Origin of the sequence: Citrobacter sp. Cpa228, assembly GCF_030333085.1 — a bacterium.
Classification (GTDB): domain Bacteria; phylum Pseudomonadota; class Gammaproteobacteria; order Enterobacterales; family Enterobacteriaceae; genus Citrobacter; species Citrobacter pasteurii.
This window is the reverse complement of the sequence record NZ_JAOWGQ010000051.1, coordinates 92,597-118,625: the sequence shown is the minus strand read 5'-3', so window position 1 is coordinate 118,625 and position 26,029 is coordinate 92,597. Positions and strand designations below refer to the sequence as shown.

Annotated in this window: 22 protein-coding genes and 2 pseudogenes; 14 read left to right on the top strand and 10 right to left on the bottom strand. The window is 52.4% G+C overall.

The annotated features are described in order from the left end of the window. Positions 1–41 precede the first annotated feature (41 nt). The 9 genes from murC to mutT all read left to right on the top strand — a co-directional run bounded on the left by murC (position 42) and on the right by mutT (position 10,882). Complete coding sequence (murC, locus tag OGX91_RS14305) at positions 42–1,517, top strand: UDP-N-acetylmuramate--L-alanine ligase (RefSeq protein ID WP_005124616.1); 1,476 nt, start codon at positions 42–44, stop codon at positions 1,515–1,517. Next, positions 1,510–2,430: a D-alanine--D-alanine ligase gene (locus OGX91_RS14300; RefSeq protein WP_199947481.1), complete on the top strand. Its 921-nt coding sequence runs from the start codon at positions 1,510–1,512 to the stop codon at positions 2,428–2,430. The genes murC and OGX91_RS14300 overlap by 8 nt, the downstream gene beginning before the upstream one ends. Before the next feature lies 1 nt (position 2,431). Then, positions 2,432–3,265, top strand: coding sequence for a cell division protein FtsQ (gene ftsQ, locus OGX91_RS14295; protein WP_286626596.1), 834 nt, complete (start codon positions 2,432–2,434; stop codon positions 3,263–3,265). Next, positions 3,262–4,524, top strand: coding sequence for a cell division protein FtsA (gene ftsA / locus OGX91_RS14290; protein ID WP_003018755.1), 1,263 nt, complete (start codon positions 3,262–3,264; stop codon positions 4,522–4,524). Before ftsQ ends, ftsA begins: the two co-directional genes overlap by 4 nt. A gap of 62 nt (positions 4,525–4,586) precedes the next feature. Continuing rightward, on the top strand, positions 4,587–5,738 hold the full coding sequence (ftsZ, locus tag OGX91_RS14285) for a cell division protein FtsZ (protein ID WP_003018753.1): 1,152 nt from the start codon (positions 4,587–4,589) through the stop codon (positions 5,736–5,738). Positions 5,739–5,838: 100 nt separating this feature from the next. Continuing rightward, positions 5,839–6,756: a UDP-3-O-acyl-N-acetylglucosamine deacetylase gene (gene lpxC, locus OGX91_RS14280; RefSeq protein ID WP_003018750.1), complete on the top strand. Its 918-nt coding sequence runs from the start codon at positions 5,839–5,841 to the stop codon at positions 6,754–6,756. A 407-nt stretch (positions 6,757–7,163) separates the two neighbouring features. After that, entirely contained in the window at positions 7,164–7,670 is a 507-nt protein-coding gene (gene secM, locus OGX91_RS14275; RefSeq protein ID WP_005124640.1) for a secA translation cis-regulator SecM, read from the top strand. Positions 7,671–7,730: 60 nt separating this feature from the next. Then, complete coding sequence (secA, locus tag OGX91_RS14270; RefSeq protein WP_149691215.1) at positions 7,731–10,436, top strand: preprotein translocase subunit SecA; 2,706 nt, start codon at positions 7,731–7,733, stop codon at positions 10,434–10,436. 56 nt (positions 10,437–10,492) lie between these two features. Continuing rightward, on the top strand, positions 10,493–10,882 hold the full coding sequence (gene mutT / locus OGX91_RS14265; RefSeq protein ID WP_199947483.1) for an 8-oxo-dGTP diphosphatase MutT: 390 nt from the start codon (positions 10,493–10,495) through the stop codon (positions 10,880–10,882). 98 nt (positions 10,883–10,980) lie between these two features. Here mutT and yacG read toward each other — a convergent pair whose 3' ends face one another. Genes yacG through coaE form a run of 3 tightly spaced genes read right to left on the bottom strand, consistent with a single transcriptional unit; the run spans position 10,981 to position 12,548 of the window. Next, on the bottom strand, positions 10,981–11,175 hold the full coding sequence (gene yacG, locus OGX91_RS14260) for a DNA gyrase inhibitor YacG (RefSeq protein WP_005124648.1): 195 nt from the start codon (positions 11,173–11,175) through the stop codon (positions 10,981–10,983). Between the two features lie 9 nt (positions 11,176–11,184). Continuing rightward, complete coding sequence (gene zapD / locus OGX91_RS14255; protein WP_005124651.1) at positions 11,185–11,928, bottom strand: cell division protein ZapD; 744 nt, start codon at positions 11,926–11,928, stop codon at positions 11,185–11,187. Continuing rightward, complete coding sequence (gene coaE, locus OGX91_RS14250; RefSeq protein ID WP_040229984.1) at positions 11,928–12,548, bottom strand: dephospho-CoA kinase; 621 nt, start codon at positions 12,546–12,548, stop codon at positions 11,928–11,930. Before coaE ends, zapD begins: the two co-directional genes overlap by 1 nt. A gap of 225 nt (positions 12,549–12,773) precedes the next feature. On the opposite strand from coaE, the gene OGX91_RS14245 reads away from it, so the two are divergent. Next, positions 12,774–13,817: a GMP reductase gene (locus OGX91_RS14245; RefSeq protein ID WP_040229985.1), complete on the top strand. Its 1,044-nt coding sequence runs from the start codon at positions 12,774–12,776 to the stop codon at positions 13,815–13,817. A 107-nt stretch (positions 13,818–13,924) separates the two neighbouring features. Here OGX91_RS14245 and hofC read toward each other — a convergent pair whose 3' ends face one another. From hofC to nadC, 4 genes are all read right to left on the bottom strand, one after another. Next, positions 13,925–15,127, bottom strand: coding sequence for a protein transport protein HofC (hofC, locus tag OGX91_RS14240; protein ID WP_040229987.1), 1,203 nt, complete (start codon positions 15,125–15,127; stop codon positions 13,925–13,927). After that, complete coding sequence (gene gspE, locus OGX91_RS14235) at positions 15,117–16,502, bottom strand: type II secretion system protein GspE (protein ID WP_199947484.1); 1,386 nt, start codon at positions 16,500–16,502, stop codon at positions 15,117–15,119. Before gspE ends, hofC begins: the two co-directional genes overlap by 11 nt. Before the next feature lie 9 nt (positions 16,503–16,511). After that, positions 16,512–16,949 carry a prepilin peptidase-dependent pilin gene (ppdD, locus tag OGX91_RS14230; protein ID WP_199947485.1) on the bottom strand — a complete coding sequence of 146 codons (438 nt, stop codon included), beginning with the start codon at positions 16,947–16,949 and terminating at the stop codon, positions 16,512–16,514. Positions 16,950–17,175: 226 nt separating this feature from the next. After that, positions 17,176–18,069 (bottom strand): carboxylating nicotinate-nucleotide diphosphorylase, encoded by an 894-nt coding sequence (nadC, locus tag OGX91_RS14225; RefSeq protein WP_286626591.1) that lies wholly within the window; start codon positions 18,067–18,069, stop codon positions 17,176–17,178. 87 nt (positions 18,070–18,156) lie between these two features. Between nadC and ampD the strand changes: the two genes are divergently transcribed. Beyond that, positions 18,157–18,720 (top strand): 1,6-anhydro-N-acetylmuramyl-L-alanine amidase AmpD, encoded by a 564-nt coding sequence (gene ampD / locus OGX91_RS14220; RefSeq protein ID WP_199947486.1) that lies wholly within the window; start codon positions 18,157–18,159, stop codon positions 18,718–18,720. Next, positions 18,717–19,571 (top strand): beta-lactamase regulator AmpE, encoded by an 855-nt coding sequence (gene ampE / locus OGX91_RS14215; RefSeq protein ID WP_005124667.1) that lies wholly within the window; start codon positions 18,717–18,719, stop codon positions 19,569–19,571. The genes ampD and ampE overlap by 4 nt, the downstream gene beginning before the upstream one ends. Positions 19,572–19,646: 75 nt before the next feature. On the opposite strand, the pseudogene OGX91_RS14210 reads toward ampE, so the two are convergent. The 3 genes and pseudogenes from OGX91_RS14210 to aroP all read right to left on the bottom strand — a co-directional run. Next, positions 19,647–19,814 (bottom strand): annotated as a pseudogene (locus OGX91_RS14210) (family 43 glycosylhydrolase); the annotation flags it as partial. Positions 19,815–19,936: 122 nt separating this feature from the next. Continuing rightward, positions 19,937–20,272: pseudogene (locus tag OGX91_RS14205) on the bottom strand (MFS transporter); the annotation flags it as partial. Positions 20,273–20,366: 94 nt separating this feature from the next. Beyond that, positions 20,367–21,740, bottom strand: coding sequence for an aromatic amino acid transporter AroP (gene aroP / locus OGX91_RS14200; RefSeq protein WP_286626589.1), 1,374 nt, complete (start codon positions 21,738–21,740; stop codon positions 20,367–20,369). Positions 21,741–22,304: 564 nt separating this feature from the next. Here aroP and pdhR point away from each other — a divergent pair. Continuing rightward, positions 22,305–23,069: a pyruvate dehydrogenase complex transcriptional repressor PdhR gene (pdhR, locus tag OGX91_RS14195; RefSeq protein ID WP_003018699.1), complete on the top strand. Its 765-nt coding sequence runs from the start codon at positions 22,305–22,307 to the stop codon at positions 23,067–23,069. A gap of 285 nt (positions 23,070–23,354) precedes the next feature. Next, a complete protein-coding gene (gene aceE / locus OGX91_RS14190; RefSeq protein ID WP_040229997.1) occupies positions 23,355–26,018 on the top strand; it encodes a pyruvate dehydrogenase (acetyl-transferring), homodimeric type in 2,664 nt (887 codons plus the stop codon). The last annotated feature ends 11 nt before the right edge of the window (positions 26,019–26,029 follow it).

Genomic DNA, 26,029 nt, shown 5'->3' with positions numbered 1-26,029 from the left:
GCCTTTTGCATCGCATGAACTAAGAAGTTAATGGCTAAAGAATGAATACACAACAACTGGCAAAACTGCGTTCCATCGTGCCCGAAATGCGTCGCGTTCGGCACATCCACTTTGTCGGCATCGGTGGTGCCGGTATGGGCGGTATTGCCGAAGTTTTGGCCAATGAAGGTTATCAGATCAGCGGTTCTGACCTGGCGCCGAATCCGGTTACGCAGCAGTTGACGAATCTGGGCGCCACGATTTTCTTTAATCATCGCCCGGAAAACGTGCGTGATGCGAGCGTGGTGGTGGTGTCCAGCGCTATTTCTGCGGATAACCCGGAAATTGTTGCGGCCCATGAAGCGCGTATTCCGGTGATCCGTCGTGCTGAAATGTTGGCTGAATTAATGCGTTTTCGTCACGGTATCGCCATTGCCGGGACCCACGGTAAAACCACAACCACCGCGATGGTCTCCAGCATTTACGCGGAAGCGGGACTGGATCCGACCTTTGTCAACGGCGGACTGGTGAAGGCGGCAGGCGTACATGCGCGCTTAGGCCATAGCCGTTATTTGATTGCGGAAGCCGATGAGAGCGATGCGTCGTTCCTGCATTTGCAGCCGATGGTGGCGATTGTCACCAACATCGAAGCTGACCATATGGATACCTACCATGGCGACTTCGAAAATTTAAAGCAGACGTTTATTAATTTCCTGCATAACTTGCCGTTTTATGGTCGTGCGGTGATGTGCGTTGACGATCCGGTGATCCGCGAGCTGTTACCGCGCGTCGGGCGCCAAACCACAACCTATGGTTTCAGCGATGATGCCGATGTGCGCGTTGAAGATTACCAGCAGATTGGTCCACAAGGGCACTTCACGCTGCTGCGTCAGGGGATGGCCGATTTACGTGTGACGTTGAACGCGCCTGGCCGTCACAATGCCTTGAACGCGGCGGCTGCCGTGGCAGTGGCAACGGAAGAGGGTATTGAAGACGATGCGATCCTGCGCGCGCTGGAAAGTTTCCAGGGCACCGGACGCCGTTTTGACTTCCTCGGCGAATTCCCGCTTGAGCCAGTCAACGGTAAAACCGGGACGGCGATGCTGGTCGATGACTATGGCCATCACCCAACGGAAGTCGATGCCACGATCAAAGCCGCGCGCGCGGGCTGGCCGGACAAAAATCTGGTAATGCTGTTCCAGCCGCATCGGTTCACGCGTACGCGCGATCTGTACGACGACTTTGCCAACGTGCTGACTCAGGTCGATGCGCTGTTGATGTTGGATGTGTATGCCGCGGGCGAAGCCGCGATTCCGGGGGCAGACAGCCGCTCGCTGTGCCGTACCATTCGTGGTCGCGGTAAGATCGATCCTATTCTGGTGTCCGATCCGGCCCAGGTAGCGGAAATGCTGGCGCCGGTATTAACCGGCAACGATCTGATTTTGGTGCAAGGTGCTGGAAATATCGGCAAAATCGCGCGTTCCTTAGCTGAAATCAAACTGAAGCCGCAAAACCCGGAGGAAGAACAACATGGCTGATAAAATCGCGGTCCTGTTAGGGGGCACCTCCGCAGAACGAGAAGTGTCGCTGAATTCTGGCGCGGCTGTGCTGGCAGGGTTACGTGAAGGTGGTGTCGATGCCCATCCGGTTGATCCGAAAGAGGTTGATGTCACTCTTTTGAAATCAATGGGTTTTCAGAAGGTGTTTATTGCGCTGCACGGTCGTGGCGGGGAAGATGGCACGTTGCAGGGCGTGCTGGAGCAAATTGGCCTGCCGTATACCGGCAGCGGCGTTATGGCATCGGCTATCTCAATGGACAAACTGCGCAGCAAGCTGCTGTGGCAGGGCGCAGGTTTACCCGTTGCGCCATGGGTTGCATTGACCCGCACTGAGTTCAAAAAAGGTCTTAGCAATGAATCGGTTACAAAAATTTCTGCGTTAGGCTTGCCGTTGATTGTGAAGCCAAGCCGTGAAGGCTCCAGCGTAGGGATGTCAAAAGTTGAAGAAGAAAATGCTTTGCAGGGTGCATTAGCATTGGCTTTTCAGCATGATGAAGAAGTACTGATCGAAAAATGGCTCAGTGGCCCGGAATTTACAGTTGCGATACTTGGTGAAGAAATTTTACCGTCAATACGTATCCAACCCGCGGGAACCTTCTATGATTATGAGGCGAAGTATCTCTCTGATGAGACACAATATTTCTGCCCTGCAGGTCTGGAAGCCGAACAAGAGGCCCGTTTGCAGGAATTAGTCCTGAAAGCATGGACTGCATTGGGCTGTAAAGGTTGGGGTCGCATTGACGTCATGCTGGACAGCGATGACCAGTTTTATCTGCTGGAAGCCAATACCTCTCCGGGTATGACCAGCCACAGCCTGGTGCCGATGGCGGCACGTCAGGCAGGCCTGAGCTTCTCGCAGTTGGTGGTACGAATTCTGGAGTTGGCGGACTGATATGTCGCAGGCTGCGCTGAACACGCGAAACGGTGATGAAGAAGAACTTCTCTCCTCACGCCGCAACAATGGAACGCGTCTTGCAGGAATACTGTTTCTGCTGACAGTGCTGTGCACCGTGTTTGTTAGCGGCTGGGTAGTGTTGGGATGGATGGAAGATGCGCAGCGTTTGCCATTGTCAAAACTGGTGTTAACCGGCGAACGGCATTATACGCGCAATGACGATATCCGGCAGTCCATCCTGGCGCTGGGCGCTCCGGGAACCTTTATGGCTCAGGATGTGAACATCATCCAGAGCCAGATTGAACGTCTCCCCTGGATCAAACAGGCGAGCGTCAGAAAGCAATGGCCTGATGAATTGAAGATTCATCTGGTTGAATATGTGCCGATAGCGCGTTGGAATGACCAACATATGGTGGATGCCGAAGGAAATACGTTCAGCGTCCCAACCGGTCGGGCCAATAAGCAGGAATTACCTATGTTGTACGGGCCAGAAGGCAGCGCGAGTGAAGTGTTGCAAGGGTTCCGTGATATGGGGCAGGTGCTGGCTAAGGATAGATTCACCCTGAAGGAAGCGGCGATGACCGCTCGTCGTTCCTGGCAGTTGACGCTGAATAACGATATTAAGCTCAATCTGGGCAGGGGCGATACGATAAAACGTTTGGCTCGCTTTGTGGAACTCTACCCGGTTTTACAGCAGCAGGCGCAAACCGATGGCAAACGGATTAGCTACGTTGATTTGCGTTATGACTCAGGAGCGGCAGTAGGCTGGGTTCCCTTGCCTCCTGAGGAATCTAATCAGCAACAGAATCAGGCACAGGCAGAACAACAATGATCAAGGCGACGGACAGAAAACTGGTAGTTGGACTGGAGATTGGCACCGCGAAGGTAGCCGCTTTAGTAGGGGAAGTTCTGCCCGACGGTATGGTCAATATCATTGGCGTGGGCAGTTGCCCATCGCGAGGTATGGATAAAGGCGGGGTGAACGATCTGGAGTCAGTGGTGAAATGCGTACAGCGCGCCATTGACCAGGCTGAACTGATGGCAGATTGCCAGATTTCCTCAGTGTATCTGGCGCTTTCCGGTAAACATATTAGCTGTCAGAATGAAATTGGTATGGTGCCCATTTCCGAAGAGGAAGTGACCCAGGAAGATGTGGAAAATGTTGTGCATACGGCAAAATCCGTGCGTGTGCGCGATGAACATCGTGTACTGCACGTTATTCCACAGGAATACGCCATTGACTACCAGGAAGGCATTAAAAATCCGGTCGGTCTTTCCGGCGTGCGTATGCAGGCAAAAGTACATCTGATTACCTGTCACAACGACATGGCGAAGAACATCGTCAAAGCCGTTGAACGCTGTGGTCTGAAAGTTGACCAACTGATATTTGCCGGGTTGGCAGCCAGTTATTCCGTGTTAACGGAAGACGAACGTGAGCTGGGTGTCTGCGTGGTCGATATTGGTGGTGGTACAATGGACATCGCCGTTTATACTGGCGGGGCGTTGCGCCATACCAAAGTAATCCCTTATGCAGGGAATGTGGTCACCAGCGATATCGCGTATGCCTTTGGTACGCCGCCGAGCGATGCGGAAGCCATTAAAGTTCGTCATGGTTGTGCGCTGGGTTCTATCGTTGGCAAAGATGAGAGCGTTGAAGTGCCAAGCGTGGGTGGTCGTCCGCCACGCAGTCTGCAACGTCAGACTCTGGCTGAGGTCATTGAGCCGCGTTATACCGAGCTGCTTAACCTGGTCAACGAAGAAATTTTGCAATTACAGGAACAACTTCGCCAGCAAGGTGTGAAACATCATCTGGCGGCGGGGATTGTGTTAACCGGTGGTGCTGCGCAAATTGAAGGTCTTGCGGCCTGCGCTCAGCGCGTGTTCCATACCCAGGTACGTATTGGCGCGCCGCTGAATATTACCGGTCTGACAGATTATGCCCAGGAGCCGTATTATTCAACGGCAGTGGGGCTGCTTCACTACGGGAAAGAATCCCATTTAAGTGGTGAAGCTGAAGTTGAAAAACGTGTAACGGCATCAGTTGGCTCGTGGATTAAACGACTCAATAGCTGGCTGAGAAAAGAGTTTTAATTTTTAAAGAGACCGACGCACATTAACGGTCTCAGGCGACAGGCACAACGGAGAGAGAAACTATGTTTGAACCTATGGAACTGACCAATGACGCGGTGATTAAAGTCATCGGCGTCGGCGGCGGCGGCGGTAATGCCGTTGAACACATGGTGCGTGAGCGCATCGAAGGTGTTGAATTCTTCGCGGTGAATACCGACGCTCAGGCGTTGCGTAAAACGGCGGTTGGACAGACCATTCAGATTGGTAGCGGCATCACCAAAGGTCTGGGCGCGGGTGCGAACCCGGAAGTCGGCCGTAATGCGGCAGACGAAGATCGTGAAGCTCTGCGTGCAGCGCTTGACGGGGCAGACATGGTGTTTATCGCAGCAGGCATGGGCGGCGGTACCGGTACCGGTGCAGCGCCAGTGGTTGCTGAAGTAGCAAAAGATTTAGGTATTCTGACCGTTGCCGTCGTGACTAAGCCTTTCAACTTTGAAGGCAAGAAGCGTATGGCATTCGCAGAGCAGGGTATCACCGAGCTGTCCAAACATGTGGACTCTCTGATCACTATTCCGAATGACAAACTGCTGAAAGTGCTGGGTCGCGGTATCTCCCTGCTGGATGCGTTTGGCGCAGCGAACGACGTACTGAAAGGCGCAGTTCAGGGTATCGCTGAACTGATTACTCGTCCGGGCCTGATGAACGTCGACTTTGCAGACGTGCGCACCGTGATGTCCGAAATGGGCTACGCGATGATGGGTTCTGGCGTGGCGAGCGGTGAAGACCGTGCAGAAGAAGCGGCTGAAATGGCTATCTCTTCTCCGCTGCTGGAAGACATCGATCTGTCCGGCGCACGCGGTGTGCTGGTCAACATTACTGCGGGCTTCGACCTGCGTCTGGATGAGTTCGAAACCGTGGGTAACACCATCCGTGCCTTTGCATCGGATAACGCGACCGTGGTAATCGGTACCTCTCTGGACCCGGATATGAACGACGAATTGCGCGTAACCGTTGTTGCGACTGGAATTGGTATGGACAAGCGTCCTGAAATCACTCTGGTAACCAACAAGCAGGTACAGCAGCCGGTCATGGATCGTTACCAGCAGCACGGTATGGCGCCGTTGACGCAAGAGCAGAAGCCGGTAGCGAAAGTGGTTAACGACAATACGCCGCAAACCACTAAAGAGCCGGATTATCTGGATATCCCTGCATTCCTGCGTAAGCAAGCTGATTAAGAATTAGCTGGAATTTGGGAATTGTGGCTCTTTGTGCTAAACTGGCCCACCGAATGTATAGTACACTTCGGTTGGATAGGTAATTTGGCGAGATTATACGATGATCAAACAAAGGACTCTTAAACGTATCGTTCAGGCGACTGGCGTCGGTTTACATACCGGCAAAAAAGTCACGCTGACGCTACGCCCTGCGCCGGCCAACACCGGGGTCATCTATCGTCGCACCGACTTGAATCCTCCGGTAGATTTCCCGGCCGATGCCAAATCTGTGCGTGATACCATGCTCTGTACGTGTCTGGTCAACGAGCATGATGTGCGGATTTCAACCGTTGAGCACCTTAATGCTGCTCTGGCGGGCTTAGGTATCGATAACATCGTTATTGAGGTTAATGCCCCGGAAATCCCAATCATGGATGGTAGTGCTGCTCCATTCGTCTACCTGCTGCTTGACGCAGGTATTGAAGAACTGAACAGTGCGAAGAAATTTGTCCGCATCAAAGAGACCGTTCGCGTCGAAGATGGCGACAAGTGGGCTGAATTCAAGCCGTTTAATGGTTTCTCGTTGGATTTTACCATCGACTTTAACCATCCGGCGATTGATGCCAGCACGCAGCGCTATGCGATGAACTTCTCTGCTGATGCGTTCATGCGCCAGATCAGCCGTGCGCGTACTTTCGGCTTCATGCGTGATATCGAGTATCTGCAGTCCCGTGGCCTGGCCCTGGGCGGCAGCTTCGATTGTGCCATCGTTGTTGACGATTATCGCGTACTGAACGAAGACGGCCTGCGTTTTGAAGATGAATTCGTTCGTCACAAAATGCTCGACGCGATTGGTGACTTGTTCATGTGTGGTCACAACATTATTGGTGCATTCACCGCGTATAAGTCCGGTCATGCATTGAATAACAAACTGTTGCAGGCGGTTCTGGCAAAACAGGAAGCCTGGGAATATGTGACCTTCCAGGACGACGCAGAACTGCCGCTGGCGTTCAAAGCGCCTTCGACTGTACTGGCATAATAACTATACACAAAATCATTCAGGTTGCATCAAGGCGGCAACTGAGCGAATCCTCAGGAACGTACGACCAGTACGTGACTGGGGTGAGAGAAGGCAGCCAACAAAGAGGCAGCTTGAAGGATGAAGTGTATATCTGTCGTATAAATTCGACTGGTCAATCTGGCACTCTCTCCGGCCAGGTGAGCCAGTCGTTTTTTTTATCCTCCGATAGCTCACCGTCTTTTTCGATGCGACTTTTTTCCCGCTGTCAGATTAAAATACAGCGCGATCGCTGCTTTCTTAAGCATATTTAACCACGGCTTGCTGTCATTACTGCTGTGGAGTGCGCGCTTTAATGATAAGATTTGTGCGCAAAAATCGTTTTGAATTTATAACCCCAAATGCAGGGTAGATCAGGTGGCACTAACGTGAGTGGAATACTGACGCGCTGGCGACAGTTAGGCAGACGGTACTTCTGGCCGCATCTCTTATTAGGGATGGTCGCGGCAAGTTTTGGCCTGCCCGCGATCGGTAATGCCGCTGAACCGAATACGCCCGCGAAAGCGACCGCCAGCAACCACGATCAATCCGCTAAGGTTAACTTTAGCCAGCTTGCTTTGCTGGAAGCCACTAACCGTCGCCCGAATTTTACTGTCGATTACTGGCATCAACATGCCATTCGTACGGTTATCCGCCATCTTTCTTTTGCCATGGCGCCTCAGGCGTTGCCCGTTGCCGATGAGCCATTGCCAATCCAGGCGCACCATCTTGCGTTACTGAATACGCTCAGCGCGATGCTGACGCAGGAAGGCAGACCACCGGCGACTGTAAGTCGCGTGACATACGCCCATTTCACTTCTCAGGCCGCGTTTAGCGTTCCGGTCTGGATCAGCCAGCTGCAGGGTATCCGCGCTGGTCCTCAACGCCTCAGCTAAAAAAGAACCTTCCAACTTATAATTTTTGACTCCGCATCGCGGGGCGTTTGAGATTTTATTATGCTAATCAAATTATTAACCAAAGTATTCGGTAGCCGTAACGAGCGTACGCTGCGTCGTATGCGCAAAGTGGTCAACGTCATTAACGCGATGGAACCGGAGATGGAAAAACTCTCCGATGATGAGCTGAAAGCGAAGACTGCTGAATTCCGCGCGCGTCTGGAAAAAGGTGCCAGCGTTGAAAGCCTGATCCCGGAAGCATTTGCGGTAGTCCGTGAAGCCAGTAAGCGTGTGTTCGGTATGCGTCACTTTGACGTGCAGCTGCTGGGCGGTATGGTGCTTAACGATCGCTGCATCGCGGAAATGCGTACCGGTGAAGGTAAAACCCTGACCGCAACGTTGCCGGCCTACCTGAACGCATTAAGCGGGAAGGGCGTACACGTGGTGACCGTGAACGACTACCTGGCTCAGCGTGACGCCGAAAATAACCGCCCACTGTTTGAGTTCCTCGGTATGACCGTAGGGATCAACATGTCAGGTCTGCCGGCACCGGCCAAGCGTGAAGCCTACAATGCCGATATTACCTACGGAACCAACAACGAATACGGTTTTGACTACCTGCGCGACAACATGGCGTTTAGTCCGGAAGAGCGCGTTCAGCGTAAACTGCATTATGCGTTGGTGGATGAGGTCGACTCCATCCTGATCGATGAAGCACGTACGCCGCTGATCATTTCCGGCCCGGCTGAAGATAGCTCGGAAATGTACAAGAAAGTGAACAAAATTATTCCAAACCTGATCCGTCAGGAGAAGGAAGATTCTGACTCGTTCCAGGGCGAAGGCCACTTCTCTGTCGATGAGAAATCGCGTCAGGTTAACCTTACCGAACGTGGTCTGGTTCTGATTGAAGAACTGCTGGTGAAAGAAGGCATTATGGATGAAGGCGAGTCGTTGTACTCTCCGGGCAACATCATGCTGATGCATCACGTGACTGCCGCACTGCGCGCACATGTGCTGTTCACCCGCGATGTCGACTACATTGTGAAAGACGGCGAAGTTATCATCGTCGACGAACACACCGGACGTACCATGCAGGGGCGTCGCTGGTCTGACGGTCTGCACCAGGCTGTTGAAGCCAAAGAAGGCGTAGAAATTCAGAACGAAAACCAGACGCTGGCTTCTATCACCTTCCAGAACTACTTCCGCTTGTACGAAAAACTGGCCGGTATGACCGGTACAGCAGATACCGAAGCGTTCGAATTCAGCTCTATCTACAAACTGGATACCGTAGTTGTGCCGACCAACCGTCCGATGATCCGTAAGGATTTGCCGGATCTGGTGTACATGACCGAAGCGGAAAAAATTCAGGCCATTATCGAAGATATTAAAGAGCGTACCGCAAATGGCCAGCCGGTGCTGGTGGGTACTATCTCCATTGAAAAATCTGAAGTGGTCTCTAACGAACTGACCAAAGCCGGTATCAAGCATAACGTGCTGAACGCCAAGTTCCACGCTAACGAAGCGGCAATCGTCGCACAGGCGGGCTATCCGTCAGCCGTGACCATTGCCACTAACATGGCAGGTCGAGGTACGGATATCGTGCTGGGTGGTAGCTGGCAGGCAGAAGTCGCCGAGCTGGAAAATCCGACAGAAGAACAAATCGCACAGATTAAAGCTGACTGGCAGGTGCGTCACGACGCGGTGTTGGCCTCCGGTGGTTTGCACATCATTGGTACCGAACGTCATGAATCTCGCCGTATCGATAACCAGCTGCGTGGTCGTTCTGGTCGTCAGGGGGATGCGGGTTCTTCTCGTTTCTACCTGTCGATGGAAGATGCGCTGATGCGTATTTTTGCCTCCGACCGCGTGTCTGGCATGATGCGTAAACTGGGCATGAAGCCGGGTGAAGCGATTGAACACCCGTGGGTAACTAAAGCGATTGCTAACGCGCAGCGTAAAGTGGAAAGCCGCAACTTCGACATTCGTAAGCAATTGCTGGAATATGATGATGTCGCCAACGACCAGCGTCGCGCAATCTACACCCAGCGTAACGAGCTGCTGGATGTGTCCGACGTTAGCGAGACCATCAACAGCATCCGTGAAGATGTCTTCAAAGCAACGATTGATGCCTATATTCCGCCGCAGTCGCTGGAAGAAATGTGGGATATCCCGGGTCTGCAGGAACGTTTGAAAAACGATTTCGACCTCGAGATGCCGATTTCAGAGTGGCTGGATAAAGAGCCTGAACTGCATGAAGAGACGCTGCGCGAACGTATTCTGGCCAACGCTGTAGAAGTCTATCAGCGTAAAGAGGAAGTTGTGGGCGCGGAGATGATGCGTCACTTCGAAAAAGGTGTGATGCTGCAAACGCTCGACTCCCTGTGGAAAGAGCACCTTGCGGCGATGGACTACCTGCGTCAGGGTATCCACCTGCGTGGTTATGCGCAAAAAGATCCGAAGCAGGAATATAAACGCGAATCCTTCTCCATGTTTGCCTCTATGCTGGAGTCACTGAAATATGAAGTGATCAGCACCCTGAGCAAAGTTCAGGTGCGTATGCCTGAAGAAGTCGAAGCAATGGAGCAGCAGCGTCGCGAAGATGCTGAGCGTTTAGCGCAGATGCAGCAACTGAGCCATAAAGGTGATGATTCTGCTGTCGCAGAAGAGCTGGCGGCACAGACCGGCGATCGTAAAGTGGGACGTAACGATCCGTGCCCTTGCGGTTCAGGTAAAAAATACAAACAGTGCCATGGCCGTCTGAGCTAAGAAAGTAACTTACTGAAAAGGCGCAGAATTCTGCGCCTTTTTTATGGACGATAAATATGAAAGTACTGCAAATCTCTGTGGGAATTATTCGTAATTCGCAACATGAAATTTTTATCACCCAGCGTGCGGCTGATGCCCACATGGCAAATAAGCTGGAGTTCCCCGGCGGAAAAATAGAAGCGGACGAAACGCCGGAACAGGCGCTGGTTCGCGAGCTACAGGAAGAAGTTGGGATTACGCCGACTCAAAGCTCATTGTTCGAAACGCTGGAGTATCAGTTTCCGGACAGGCATATCACTTTATGGTTCTGGCTGGTTGAACGCTGGGAAGGTGAGCCATGGGGAAAAGAGGGGCAGCCGGCGCAGTGGATTGCGCAGAGTGCACTGAATGTAGACGATTTCCCGCCAGCCAATGAACCGGTGATCAAAAAGCTGATTGCTGGCTAATGACGTTCGTAGGCCTGATAAGCGTAGCGACATCAGGCGAAACAGCATAAAAATGCCGGATGCGGCGTAGCCTTATCCGGCCTACCGTTTTTGTAGAATTACTTCTGCTCTTCGCTCCAGTCGTCGCTTTCCGACAAGTCGCCTGAGCTTGGGATACGTTTCTCTTCTGCGGCCCACTCACCGAGATCGATTAACTGGCAGCGCTTGCTGCAGAATGGGCGAAACGGACTGACTTCTGCCCACACGACAGCTTTACCGCAGGTTGGGCAGTTTACGATAGTTTGTTCAGACATCTTAACTCCTTAACAGCACGCCAGATCGAAATCGAGGCGCTCAGGCACCTGACCGTTCTCGCTATCCAGTGGCATAAAGCGAATGGCAAAGCGGCTCTTATGACCCGAGATTTGCGGATAAAGCTGCGAAGCGAGCGGCAACTGTAAACGCAGTAGGTCTGCATCATCGCCGTTGTCCTGGTAAAAACCATTCAGGCTGGTTTGCTTACGAAACGGTGCAGAGTTACGGATTAAATCCAACACCAGAGACAATGCCTGGTTGAGAGGATTCAGGCTGGCAAGCCAGGTTTCAACCTGCGCGTCGCGATGCGATTGTGGTAAATGTAACCAGATATGCAGGGTCGGCAGATCGAAACTGCAGCACCCGCCAGGAATGCTTAAACGCTGACGCACGAGGCCAATCAGACGATCTTCGCGCAGGGTTTGTCCGATGCGCGGGGCAGCAATCAGAATGCTGCCCGCACTTTTTAACTGCTGACGTAAAGAGTCGATTCTGCTTTGATCGACGCCGGGAACTTCAACCCAGGCCTGAAGTTTTCGCTGCTGTCTTTCCAGCTCTTTGAGGAGTTCAGTACGGACTTCGCCACGTTCAAATACATCCAGTAAATCTCCTACATTGCGGAAAAAATGCAGTGCGCCTGCGTGATCCACAATGGGCAAATTAATGGAGAGTTGCTGGATCAGAAACTCAATGCGCAGCCATGTACGCATCTTCTCATTGAGAGGGTGTTCAAAAAGGACCTGGGTGTGCATTACGGTTTTTCCTGTGAGACAAACTGCGACGCGAATTGCAAATAGAGCGCGTGCAGGCGGGCGACATCCGAGACGATAGCACCCGGTGTGCCATTATTATCAATAACATCATCTGCCACGGCAAGGCGCGCTTCACGTGTTGCCTGGGCAGCAAGAATATGTTCCACATGCTCACGCGTGACGTCATCACGCTGCATAGTGCGTCTGAGCTGTGTTTCGGGGGTAACATCTACCACGAGTACGCGATCGGCTTTTTTATACAGCGCGTTTTCCACCAACAAGGGGACGACCCATAACAGATAAGGAGAGGTCGCTTGCTGAAACTGACGCTGTGTTTCCTGCTGAATAAGTGGGTGGAGCAAGGCATTTAGCCATTTTTTCTCATCAGGATCGGAAAAAATGCGTTCGCGTAAAATTCGCCGCTGTAACGAGCCATCCGCAGCAATAACGTCGGAACCAAAATGTTCTGCAATTGCCTGTAGGGCAGGCATGCCGCGTTCGACCACCTGGCGCGCAATGATATCCGCATCAATCACGTTTATTCCGAGGTCAGCGAATGCATTTGCAACGGTACTTTTACCACTGCCAATGCCGCCGGTTAAGGCTACCGTATACCTCATAGATGCAGATCCTGGAGTTTTGGTTTGATTATCAAACAGTTAAAAATTAAGCATGCGAAGGCGAAGCTGATGCAGGATTAACCTACTAATCGCCAGGTAAATTTATGGGATTGTAGCGTAAAAAAAGAGAATTTCGCAGTCTTGCGCGGCATTGATTAGTGCGTATGATAGCGTCACTGGAGTTGTGAGTTTCGATTTTTCGCCATTAACCCCAGGAATCCGCACATGCGTATCGAAGAAGATCTGAAGTTAGGTTTCAAAGACGTTCTTATCCGCCCTAAGCGTTCTACTCTCAAAAGCCGTTCCGATGTTGAACTGGAACGTCAATTCACCTTTAAACATTCAGGTCAGACCTGGTCCGGCGTGCCGATTATCGCCGCGAACATGGACACCGTTGGGACGTTTGCCATGGCAACGGCGCTTGCCTCCTTCGACATCCTGACCGCTGTGCATAAACACTATTCTGTTGAAGACTGGGCCGCTTTCATTGCGGACTCCTCTGCCGATGTACTGAAACACGTGATGGTTTCAACCGGGACGTCGGACACTGATTTCGAAAAAACCAAACAGATTCTGGCACTGAATCCAGCGCTGAACTTTATCTGCATTGATGTGGCAAATGGCTATTCAGAGCACTTTGTTCAGTTTGTGTCGAAAGCACGTGCGGCCTGGCCGACAAAAACGATCTGTGCTGGCAACGTGGTCACCGGCGAGATGTGTGAAGAACTGGTGCTTTCCGGTGCTGATATTGTCAAAGTGGGCATTGGCCCAGGTTCTGTATGTACCACCCGCGTAAAAACCGGCGTTGGCTATCCGCAGCTTTCTGCCGTCATTGAATGTGCTGATGCAGCGCACGGCCTGGGTGGCATGATTGTCAGCGACGGTGGCTGCACAATGCCGGGTGATGTGGCAAAAGCGTTTGGCGGTGGTGCGGACTTCGTGATGCTCGGCGGTATGCTGGCCGGCCATGAAGAAAGCGGCGGTAAAATCGTTGAAGAGAACGGTGAGAAATTCATGCTGTTCTACGGTATGAGCTCTGAGTCTGCTATGACGCGCCATGTTGGTGGTGTTGCTCAGTATCGTGCCGCTGAAGGTAAAACCGTTAAGCTGCCGCTGCGTGGCCCGGTTGATAACACCGCTCGTGATATCCTTGGCGGCCTGCGTTCTGCCTGTACTTATGTCGGTGCATCCCGTCTGAAAGAGCTGACCAAACGGACAACCTTTATTCGCGTACAGGAACAAGAAAACCGCGTTTTCAATAGCCTGTAAGAACAGATCGTACTGTTAAACGCCTGATGGCGCACAGCTTATCAGGCCTACGCTCATGCTCAGTGTAGGCCTGATAAGGCGTTTATGCCGCCATTCGACATTTAAATTTATCCCACACCACTCATTGCATCTCCCAGATGAAAAATCGGTAAATACATTGCCACAACCAGCGTACCGATAATCAACCCCGTAATGACAAGCAAGGCTGGCTCAAGTAATGACGCCAAATTTTCGGCCTGAGACAGTGTGTACTCGCTGTGATGTCGGGCGAGGTTTTGCAACATCGCATCCAGAGAGCCGGAAACTTCACCGGTTCTCACCAGTTGCAAGCAAAGTGGACTAAATTCACCGCTATTTTTAAGCGCCAGCCATACCGGCTTCCCGGCACTGATATCGTGATGCACCTGTGCCAAACGTTGTGACCAATAAGGGCAGTTAAGGGTTTCGGTGACACTTTCCAGACCTTGCAGAAAGGGAATGCCCGCGTTTTGTGTTAATGCCAGTACGGTGAAGATCTGTGTGAGTTTTTGTCCCCTGACCATCGGCCCGATGATGGGGAAGTGCAGCAGTATTTTCTGGCGCAGAATAAGCCAGTAGGGTTTCTGCTTTATCAACCCGTATGTTGTTCCCAGCACCAGGCAGAGCAACCCTGCCAGCCATCCCCATCGACTGCTGTAGTGTGCCGCGACCATAATCCACTGAGTGAGCGCCGGTAGCGGAGTGTTGAACGTGCGATAGATAGCGGCAAATTCAGGTAACACAAAATGCAGCATCGCCAGCACGACCATTATCGCCATGGCAAGAATGATAATGGGATAGCGTAGTGCTTTTTTTACTTTATCCGCCAGTTGCTGTTGGTTTTTTTGCTGACGGGCAAGTTCAAAGCAGCAGTCGTCCAGTTTGCCCGTTAGTTCTCCGGTACGGATCATTGCCTGGTACAGTGGGGGAAATACGTGTTGCCACCGCGAAAGCGAGGCTGACAGCGCAATGCCTTGTTCCATGTCATAAGCCAGCGTGCGCAGTAATGCTTGCCACTGGTTGCTGGGATGCTGTTCAGCGAGCAGAGTTAACCCAGCGGAAAGCGTCAATCCCGCTTTAAGCAATGTCGCCAACTGGCGTATGGCTTCGGCACTGTTTGCTCTGCTCCAGTGCGAGGTTTTAATGCGCATCCGGTTAATGCGAACCGGTGTAATTTGCTGTTGTTCGAGCACAAACAGGAGCGATGGTCGGGTATCAGCCCACAGCATCCCTGCTACAGGCTGGCCTTCGTGGGTTATGCCTTGCCAGCGCCAGAGGTGTTTAGTTGGCATGGGGCGTGCCCAGTACGCGGATCAGTTCTTCAAATGTCGTTAACCCTTGTTCCACAGCCTGACAGCCATACTCGAAAAGAGTACTCATGCCCGCTTGCTGAGCATCTGATTCCACAACGTCTGCCGATGAGCCATCGGCAATACGTTGCCGCAACGCAGGCGTAATGGGCAGAACTTCAAACAGCGCGGTTCGACCATAAAAACCGTGATAGCAGTGTTGGCAACCGGGTGCCTGCCAACGTGGTAGTGGCGTGGGCCAAAGTGTTGCCGGGAGCGTTATGGGAGTATCAAGTCGTCGCCGACAATGTGGGCATAATTTTCTGACTAATCGCTGCGCAACAATTAATGTCAGCGCGGAGGCAATCATCCAGCGTGCCACCCCCATTTGCTGCAGGCGCACCAGCGTTTCAGTGGTCGAATTGGTATGCAGCGTCGAAAGAACCAAATGACCGGTTTGTGCGGCTTTTAGGGCAATCTCAGCTGTTTCGCCGTCGCGGATTTCGCCTACCATAATAATGTCGGGATCCTGGCGCAGTAGTGCACGTAATACACCCTGAAAATTAAGCCCGGCGCGGGGATGAATTTGAGTCTGGTTAAGACCGCCGATCGGGATCTCTACCGGATCTTCCACGCTGCAAAGATTCACCTGCGGGGTGTTTCGGGTTTGTAGCGCACTGTACAGGGTAACCGTTTTGCCGCTCCCGGTCGGCCCGGTGACCAGAATCAAACCCTGTGGCTGCTGTAATGCTTGTGAAAACGCAGCCAGCTGTGCCTCATGCATGCCCAGTGCGTTGACTTCCAGCGTTTGATTAACCTGATGAAGCAGGCGTAGCACTACTTTTTCACCCCATCGGCAAGGCAGCGTGGCGATGCGAAACGAAATGGGGTCACTTGAAATCTCCACGGTAAATTGCCCATCTTGCGGGAGTCGGTGCTCGGCAATATCCAGACTGCCTAATACCTTTAATCTTGCAGTGAGAGCAATGCCCATCTCGGTTGTGACTTCCGGTAAAACATGCAGTACGCCATCCACACGTATCCTGACCCGGTAGTGATTCTCCGCAGGTTCAATATGAATATCAGAAGCCCGTTGTGCCAGAGCGGATTGGAACGTCTGATGCAGCAAGTCTGCGGCGCTGGCGCTGCTTTTAGTGACCACTGCCGGGAGCATTTTGCGTGGTGTATGCGTGTGGCCTTCCATTTGCTGGCGCGTCCAGCAAACAATGTCGATGCGTCGGGTAGTCGCAAAATGCAGTGCATCCAGCAGCTCGTGGGATGGGGCATCCACGACGGCGATATGCACCACTTCATTATCTGCATCCAGTAATATGGCCTGATAGCGTTGGCACAGCGCCGTAAGTTGGGTGGTATTCATCTCTTTTCCTTAGTTGGCATCAAAGCGAAAAACGTCTTCGCAAGCCTGTTGCAGCGCGCTGTCATTCTGGATAGCGCAGTTGCGATTCCAGCCCGTTATGCCGTTGGCGTTGTCCCAACCTGGCGTCATGGTGATGCTTAGCCCATTCAGACTTTCCTGCCCAGTGAGGCTGACAACGCCTTTTTCCACGCCCATGGCGGAGACATAGCGGGTGGTGGTCGCAGAGGGGATGCCATTTGTTCCGGCATCACAGGTTTCTGTTCCGCCGTGCTCCAGCGCGCAGAGTTCGACGGCAGTACGGTAGGGGACAAAGGTTTGTAGCATGTCTGTCAGCGCGGCTTTGCGTAGATAGTTTTGATAAGCCGGAATGCCGATGGCGCTAAGAATGGCAATAATGCCAATGACCACCATGAGTTCGATAAGCGTGAAGCCTCGTTGTTTGTCCATTGTTGATTTGCTCCTTGAGTTAGCTGGCGCTACTTTGGCAAATCGAAGGGATTTTAGGCGAGGGGCAAAAAATAGAACGAGAAGGCCGGTTCAGATGAATGTTACGAAATTACAGAATCAGACAACGTATTTGCGAAGACGCTCGAATAAACTGCCGATCGGCGGCGTATACGGCTGGGGCTGTAGGCCCGATACGCGAAGCGCCACCGGGCAGAACAATCAGCGATTAGCGAAAACGCATCGAGAGGTCGAGTGCGCGGACATGTTTGGTCAGTGCGCCCACAGAGATGAAATCCACGCCGGTTTCCGCGAATTCGCGCAGCGTTTCATAGGTGACGTTACCTGATACTTCCAGACGCGCCTGGCCGTTGGTACGTTTGACCGCTTCGCGCATTTGGTCGGTTTCGAAATTGTCGAGCATGATGATGTCTGCCCCGGCTTTCAGCGCATCGTCCAGTTCATCCAGACTTTCCACTTCTACCTCAACCGGCACGTCCGGGTGCAGCCAGAAGGCTTTTTCCACGGCCTGTTTCACCGAACCGGAAGCAATAATGTGGTTCTCTTTAATCAGGAAGGCGTCAGAAAGACCTAAACGATGATTCGCACCGCCGCCGCAGAGCACCGCGTATTTCAGCGCCGTACGCAGCCCAGGCAGAGTTTTACGTGTATCCAGCAGTTGGGTTTTTGTCCCGGTCAGCAGGTCGACGTATTTACGCACTTCACTGGCAACGCCAGACAGAGTTTGCACAAAATTGAGTGCGGTACGTTCGCCGGTCAGCAACACGCGGGAAGGGCCGTCCAGTTCAAACAGCGGCTGATTAGCCTTAATTCTGTCGCCATCTTCAACATGCCAGGTGACGCTGACATCATCGCCAGCAAGCTGAATAAAGACCTCTTCCACCCAGCGTTTCCCACAAAAAACACCCTCTTCGCGGGTGATTACGGTAGCGTGGGAGCGCATGTCTTCGGGTAAAAGCTGTGCGGTGATATCGTTATTGGCATCAACTTCTCCGCCTAAATCTTCGCGCAGCGCCTGGGCAACCGCGGTAGGGATATCGAGATTTATGCGTTCCAACAGCGCGTCACGTCGGTAGTCAGGGTTATAGCGGCGAGGCGGCATGATAAAACTCCAAATTGCTAACGAATCATAAGGTGGAAACATGCTACCCTGAACCTGATATGAGCACCACCAATAAGGAGATTCTGCATGTTGTTAGACGAGGGCTGGCTGGCAGAGGCGCGACGCGTTCACTCTCCTCATTACGATTGCCGCCCGGATGACGAAAGCCCTTCTTTGCTGGTGGTGCACAATATCAGCCTGCCACCCGGTGAATTTGGCGGCCCATGGATAGACGCGCTGTTTACTGGCACGATTGATCCCAACGCCCATCCTTATTTTGCCGGAATCGCCCATTTGCGCGTTTCGGCCCATTGTCTGATCCGCCGTGACGGTGAGGTCGTGCAATATGTTCCCTTTGACAAACGTGCCTGGCATGCAGGCGTCTCCTGCTATCAGGGGCGTGAACGCTGTAATGATTTTTCAATTGGTATTGAGCTGGAAGGGACGGATGCGCTGGCTTATACCGATGCGCAGTACCAGAAACTGGCTGCCGTGACAAACACCCTGATTACGCGTTATCCGGCGATTGCCAGTAACATGACTGGGCATTGCAATATTGCGCCCGAACGGAAGACCGATCCTGGGCCATCTTTTGACTGGGCAAGGTTTCGCGCCCTGGTCACCCCCTCGTCACACAAGGAGATGACATGACGCTGTTTACAACATTACTGGTGCTGATTGTTGAGCGCTTGTTTAAGCTGGGCGAGCACTGGCAGCTTGATCACCGGATTGAGGCTTTTTTTCGGCGGGTTAAGCATTTCTCTATGGCGCGAACATTAGGAATGACCATTATTGCGATGGCTGTGACATTCCTGCTGCTGCGTGCGCTGCATGGGCTGTTATTTAATGTTCCGCTGTTGGTGGTGTGGATTTTAGTTGGTTTGCTGTGCATCGGCGCTGGCAAGGTGCGCCTGCATTATCATGCCTACCTGAATGCGGCTTCACGTAATGATGTGCACGCCCGTGAGGCGATGGCCAGCGAATTGACGCTGATTCATGGCGTGCCGCCGGACTGCGATGAACGAGAGTTTCTGCGGGAGCTACAAAATGCGCTGTTATGGAACAACTTTCGCTTTTACCTGGCGCCGTTATTTTGGCTGATTGTCGGTGGCCCGTGGGGACCTGTGACGCTGGTTGGTTATGCCTTTTTACGTGCCTGGCAGTCCTGGCTGGCGCGCTATCAGACACCGCACCAGCGTCTGCAATCGGGTATTGATGCGATCCTGCATGTGCTGGACTGGATCCCGGTGCGTCTGGCGGGCGTGGTCTATGCGCTGTTAGGACACGGCGAGAAAGCGCTGCCAGCCTGGTTTGCATCGCTGGCGGATATGCATACTTCGCAGTATCAGGTGTTGACGCGTCTGGCGCAGTTCTCGCTGGCGCGCGAGCCGCATACTGATAAGGTCGAAACGCCAAAAGCTGCCGTTGCAATGGCGAAGAAAACCTCGTTTGTGGTGGTGGTGGTCATTGCGCTGCTGACAATTTATGGCACGCTGATCTAGCGATTGTTGCCGGATGGCGGTGTAGCCGCCTTATCCGGCCTGGCGCATATGTAGACCGGATAACGGTGCAATGACTCAATACGTATCCGCTGGCGGGACGCCAAAATCAGGCATGCCGTTTTCGTCCCAGCGCACGAGCTTCAAACGAGTATGGCGGTTTGGGTCGTACAGCGGATCGCCCTCGATTTCAGTGTAATTTCTCGCGTGGTACACCAGCACATCTTCACCTTTCGGCGTTAGCGTGTGGTGCTATACGGTGCTGGAACATCCCCAGTTTGTCGAGCGCCTGAGTGTGCGTGGCCGTAAAGTAGATGTACCACTTACCGGCAATAGCGTGGATCTCGGGGCCCAGATGAGCTGATTCACTAGGCTTTCCTTACGGTTTCAGTTGTTTTTATCTTGTGGTATTCATTCAGTTCACGGTAGTTGTCGCGGCGTTTTTCCAGGTCTGATTGGATTTTCTGCATAAATTCGCGGTCAACTTTTAGCAGACGAACCACGCCTGCGGTAATCAGATAACCGACGCCCGGAATAATAGTGAACAACAGCATAATGCCGTTAATCGCGGAGTCACTTTGCGCTTTAGCACCTGCGTCGTAACCGTACCAGGAGAGCAGGAAGCCCACCATCGCGCCGACAATCGCCAGCCCCAGCTTCAGGAAAAACAGGTTGCCAGAGAAGCTGATCCCGGTGATGCGTTGCAGGATAACGCCGCTGATATGGACGAAACAGTTGTGAGAGGGAAAATGTGAGGCAGGTAACAACCCCCACCAGGTGCAGGTGGGGGAGGGACAATTAATGTGCTTTAACCGCGCCGGCGGTTTTCTGCTTGCACACGTAACCAATGCCAAGAATAGCAATCCATACCGGGATTAAGTACACCGAGATCGCCATGCCCGGCGTCATCAGCATAATCACCAGTACTGCGGCCATGAAAATCAGGCACACCCAGTTACCCAGCGGATAGAGCAGAGCCGGGAAGCGGGTGGTAACGCCCTGCTGCTGTTTGGCTTTGCGAAACTTCATGTGCGCCAGGCTGATCATTGCCCAGTTGATCACCAGGGCGGAAACCACCAGCGCCATCAGTAGACCAAAAGCGGATTCCGGCGCCAGATAGTTAATCAGCACGCACAGAGCCGTCACCAGCGCGGAAACCAGAATGGTGTTCACCGGCACGCCGCGTTTGTCAACGTTCATCAGCGCTTTCGGCGCATTGCCCTGCTGAGCCAGACCGAACAGCATACGGCTGTTGCAGTACACACAGCTGTTATAGACAGAAAGGGCAGCAGTCAGCACCACGATGTTCAGGGCATTAGCAACAAACGTATCGCCCAGTTCGTGGAAAATAAGGACAAACGGGCTGGTATCAGCCGTAACGCGCGTCCACGGCATCAGGGAAAGCAGAACCGCCAGCGAACCCACATAGAAAATCAGGATACGGTAGATAACCTGGTTGGTGGCTTTGGGAATGCTTTGCTCCGGGTTATCCGCTTCTGCTGCGGTGATCCCAACCAGCTCCAGTCCACCGAAAGAGAACATGATAATCGCCATCATCATCACCAGACCGGTGAAACCATGCGGCAGGAAGCCCCCCTGGTTCCACAGGTTGCTGACGCTGGCCTGCGGCCCGCCGTTGCCGCTGAACAGCAGCCAGCCGCCGAAGATGATCATCGCGACGACAGCAATGACTTTAATAATGGCGAACCAGAACTCCATCTCACCAAACACTTTCACGTTGGTCAGGTTAATGGCGTTGATAATCACGAAGAAGGCTGCAGCAGAGGCCCAGGTTGGGATCTCCGGGTACCAGAACTGGATATATTTACCGACTGCAGTCAGCTCAGCCATGGCAACCAGCACGTACAGTACCCAGTAGTTCCAGCCAGAGGCGAAACCCGCGAAACTGCCCCAGTATTTATAAGCAAAGTGGCTAAAGGAGCCTGCTACCGGCTCTTCAACCACCATTTCACCTAACTGACGCATAATCAAAAAGGCGATAAAGCCGGCAATAGCGTAACCCAGAATAATACCCGGTCCTGCAGACTGGATAACGGATGCGCTACCGAGGAATAACCCGGTACCAATCGCGCCACCCAGCGCGATTAGCTGTATATGACGGTTCTTAAGACCGCGCTTGAGCTGATCGCCATGCTGTTGACTTTCCATCATTAAACCTCGTGTGTGGTTTTACTCTTCATCTTTCGAGTACTTATTTTTTGAACTACGCAGCAATGCGTGTGTAAGTTTGCAATTCCGTCTGTTGTATTAATTTGTTTACAGATGCTTTAGATAAAATGTTGCCTTAATACTTTTGTCTTGATCAGAATAATGATATGCGAGCGTGAATGCACCTGCTTTATGCGGGGGGACTGACGAGTTGAATAAAAAGAAACCATTTGTAAATGCGAGTTTATCTACCACAAAATTTCCATTTTGAATTTTTATTCATTATTTGTGGTTTAATAATCGATAAATAAGCAGGTGAATCGGTTCAGATGCGATAACTTTTCGTTTCAATTCCGTTAAAACTACCCCGTGGTGGGTAAATTTAACATTTGTGCATAGTTACATGTTTGAAACGTTATTTCTGTAATGTTGTTAAAATATGCCCCCTTTACTGATTTCAATCAAAACCTGTATGGACAGAAGGTGAATACTTTGTTACTTTAGCGTCAAGAACATGAAATTGGTAAGACCAATTGACTCCGGGCAAATGGCTTAAGACAGGAAATCATGGCCTACAGCAAAATCCGCCAACCAAAACTCTCCGATGTGATTGAGCAGCAGCTGGAGTTTTTAATTCTTGAGGGGACACTTCGCCCCGGAGAAAAACTCCCACCGGAACGCGAGCTGGCAAAACAGTTCGACGTCTCCCGCCCCTCCTTACGCGAGGCGATCCAACGCCTTGAAGCGAAGGGGTTACTGCTTCGTCGTCAGGGCGGTGGCACTTTTGTTCAGAGCAGCCTGTGGCAGAGCTTTAGCGACCCACTGGTAGAGCTGCTCTCCGACCATCCTGAATCCCAGTTTGACCTGCTTGAGACGCGCCATGCGCTGGAAGGTATTGCAGCCTATTACGCTGCACTACGCAGCACGGATGAAGACAAAACGCGTATCCGTGAACTCCACCATGCGATCGAACTGGCTCAACAGTCCGGCGATCTTGACGGCGAATCTGATGCGGTACTGCAGTATCAAATTGCTGTCACCGAAGCGGCACATAATGTGGTGCTGCTCCATTTGCTAAGGTGTATGGAGCCGATGCTGGCCCAGAATGTTCGGCAAAACTTCGAATTGCTGTATGCGCGTCGCGAGATGCTGCCGCTGGTAAGCAGTCACCGTACCCGTATCTTTGAAGCAATTATCGCCGGGAAGCCGGAGGAGGCGCGTGAAGCGTCGCACCGTCACCTGGCCTTTATCGAAGAGATTCTGCTGGACAGAAGCCGTGAGGAAAGTCGTCGTGAACGCGCCTTACGCCGCCTGGAGCAACGAAAGAATTAGTGATTTTTCTGGCGGAACGTTAACCAGAAGATGTTGTAAATCAAGCGCCAATTAAAGTGCGCGGCAACTAAACGCAGAACCTGTCTTATTGCGCTTTTGGTTGTTCAAAATAATTCGGGTTGTATCGCGGCGGCAAGCGCGCGAGTCGCCAGGAGCATAGTGAACTATGTGACTGGTGCGAGTAAGCGCAGCCAACAAAGAGATAACCTGAAGTATGAAGAACAAAGAACGCAATGGGACAGGTTCCAGATAACTCAACGTATTAGATAGATAAGGAATACCCCCATGTCAGAACGTTTCCCAAATGACGTGGATCCGATCGAAACTCGCGACTGGCTACAGGCGATCGAATCGGTCATCCGTGAAGAAGGTGTTGAGCGTGCTCAGTATCTGATCGACCAACTGCTTTCAGAAGCTCGCAAAGGCGGCGTGAAAGTAGCGGCAGGTGCAGGGGCCAGCAATTATGTAAACACTATTGCCGTTGAAGATGAACCGGAATACCCGGGCAATCTGGAGCTGGAACGTCGTATTCGTTCTGCTATCCGCTGGAACGCCATCATGACCGTACTGCGCGCGTCTAAAAAGGACCTCGAGCTGGGTGGCCACATGGCATCCTTCCAGTCCTCCGCAACGGTATATGATGTTTGTTTCAACCACTTCTTCCGTGCACGCAATGAGCAGGATGGCGGCGACCTGATTTACTTCCAGGGCCACATCTCTCCGGGCATCTACGCACGCGCATTCCTGGAAGGTCGTCTGACCGAAGAGCAGATGAACAACTTCCGTCAGGAAGTTCATGGCAAAGGCCTGTCTTCCTACCCGCACCCGAAACTGATGCCTGAATTCTGGCAGTTCCCGACCGTATCTATGGGTCTGGGTCCAATCGGTGCTATCTACCAGGCTAAATTCCTGAAGTATCTGGAACACCGTGGCCTGAAAGATACCTCTAAACAAACCGTTTACGCCTTCCTGGGCGACGGTGAGATGGATGAGCCAGAATCTAAGGGTGCTATCACCATCGCGACCCGTGAAAAACTGGACAACCTGGTCTTTGTTATCAACTGTAACCTGCAGCGTCTTGACGGCCCGGTAACCGGTAACGGCAAGATTGTTAACGAACTGGAAGGCATCTTCGCGGGCGCTGGCTGGAACGTTATCAAAGTCATGTGGGGCGGTCGTTGGGATGAGCTGCTGCGTAAAGACACCAGCGGTAAACTGATCCAACTGATGAACGAAACCGTTGACGGCGACTACCAGACCTTCAAATCCAAAGATGGCGCATACGTACGTGAGCACTTCTTCGGTAAATACCCGGAAACCGCAGCGCTGGTTGCTGACTGGACTGACGAGCAGATTTGGGCTCTGAACCGCGGTGGTCACGATCCGAAGAAAGTCTACGCTGCACTGAAAAAAGCGCAGGAAACCAAAGGCAAAGCAACTGTAATCCTCGCCCATACCATCAAAGGTTACGGCATGGGTGACACCGCCGAAGGTAAAAACATCGCTCACCAGGTTAAGAAAATGAACATGGACGGCGTGCGTTACATCCGCGACCGTTTCAACGTTCCTGTGACCGATGAGCAGGTTGAAAACCTGTCTTACATCACCTTCCCGGAAGGTTCAGAAGAGCACACCTATCTGCACGCTCAGCGTCAGAAGCTGCACGGCTACCTGCCTGCTCGTCAGCCGAACTTCACTGAGAAGCTGGAACTGCCGGCTCTGGAAGACTTCGGTGCGCTGCTGGAAGAGCAGAACAAAGAAATCTCCACCACTATCGCCTTCGTTCGTGCTCTGAACGTGATGCTGAAGAACAAGTCGATCAAAGATCGTCTGGTGCCGATTATCGCTGATGAAGCGCGTACTTTCGGTATGGAAGGTCTGTTCCGTCAGATCGGTATTTACAGCCCGAACGGCCAGCAGTACACCCCGCAGGACCGTGAGCAGGTTGCTTACTACAAAGAAGACGAGAAAGGTCAGATCCTGCAGGAAGGTATCAACGAGCTGGGTGCTGGCGCATCCTGGTTGGCTGCTGCGACTTCTTACAGCACCAACGATCTGCCGATGATCCCGTTCTACATCTACTACTCCATGTTCGGGTTCCAGCGTATCGGTGACCTGTGCTGGCAGGCTGGCGACCAACAGGCTCGCGGCTTCCTGATCGGTGGTACTTCCGGTCGTACGACGCTGAACGGCGAAGGTCTGCAGCACGAAGATGGTCACAGCCATATTCAGTCTCTGACTATCCCGAACTGTATCTCTTACGATCCGTCCTACGCGTATGAAGTTGCGGTCATCATGCACGATGGTCTGGAGCGTATGTACGGTGAGAAACAAGAGAACGTTTACTACTACATCACCACGCTGAACGAAAACTACCACATGCCGGCAATGCCAGCAGGTGCCGAGGAAGGTATCCGTAAAGGTATCTACAAACTCGAAACCCTCGAAGGTAAGAAAGGTAAAGTTCAGCTGCTGGGCTCCGGTTCTATCCTGCGTCACGTCCGTGAAGCAGCACAGATCCTGGCGAACGACTACGGCGTAGGTTCTGACGTTTACAGCGTAACCTCCTTCACTGAACTGGCGCGTGATGGCCAGGATTGTGAGCGCTGGAACATGCTGCACCCGATGGAAACGCCTCGCGTTCCGTACATCGCTCAGGTGATGAACGACGCGCCGGCAGTGGCATCTACTGACTATATGAAACTGTTTGCCGAACAGGTTCGTACTTATGTACCGGCTGATGATTATCGCGTACTGGGTACTGACGGTTTCGGTCGCTCTGACAGCCGTGAAAACCTGCGTCACCACTTCGAAGTTGATGCTTCATACGTGGTTGTAGCGGCCCTGGGCGAACTGGCTAAACGTGGCGAAATCGATAAGAAAGTGGTTGCAGATGCAATCATCAAATTCAACATCGATGCAGATAAAGTTAACCCGCGTCTGGCGTAAGAGGTAAAAGA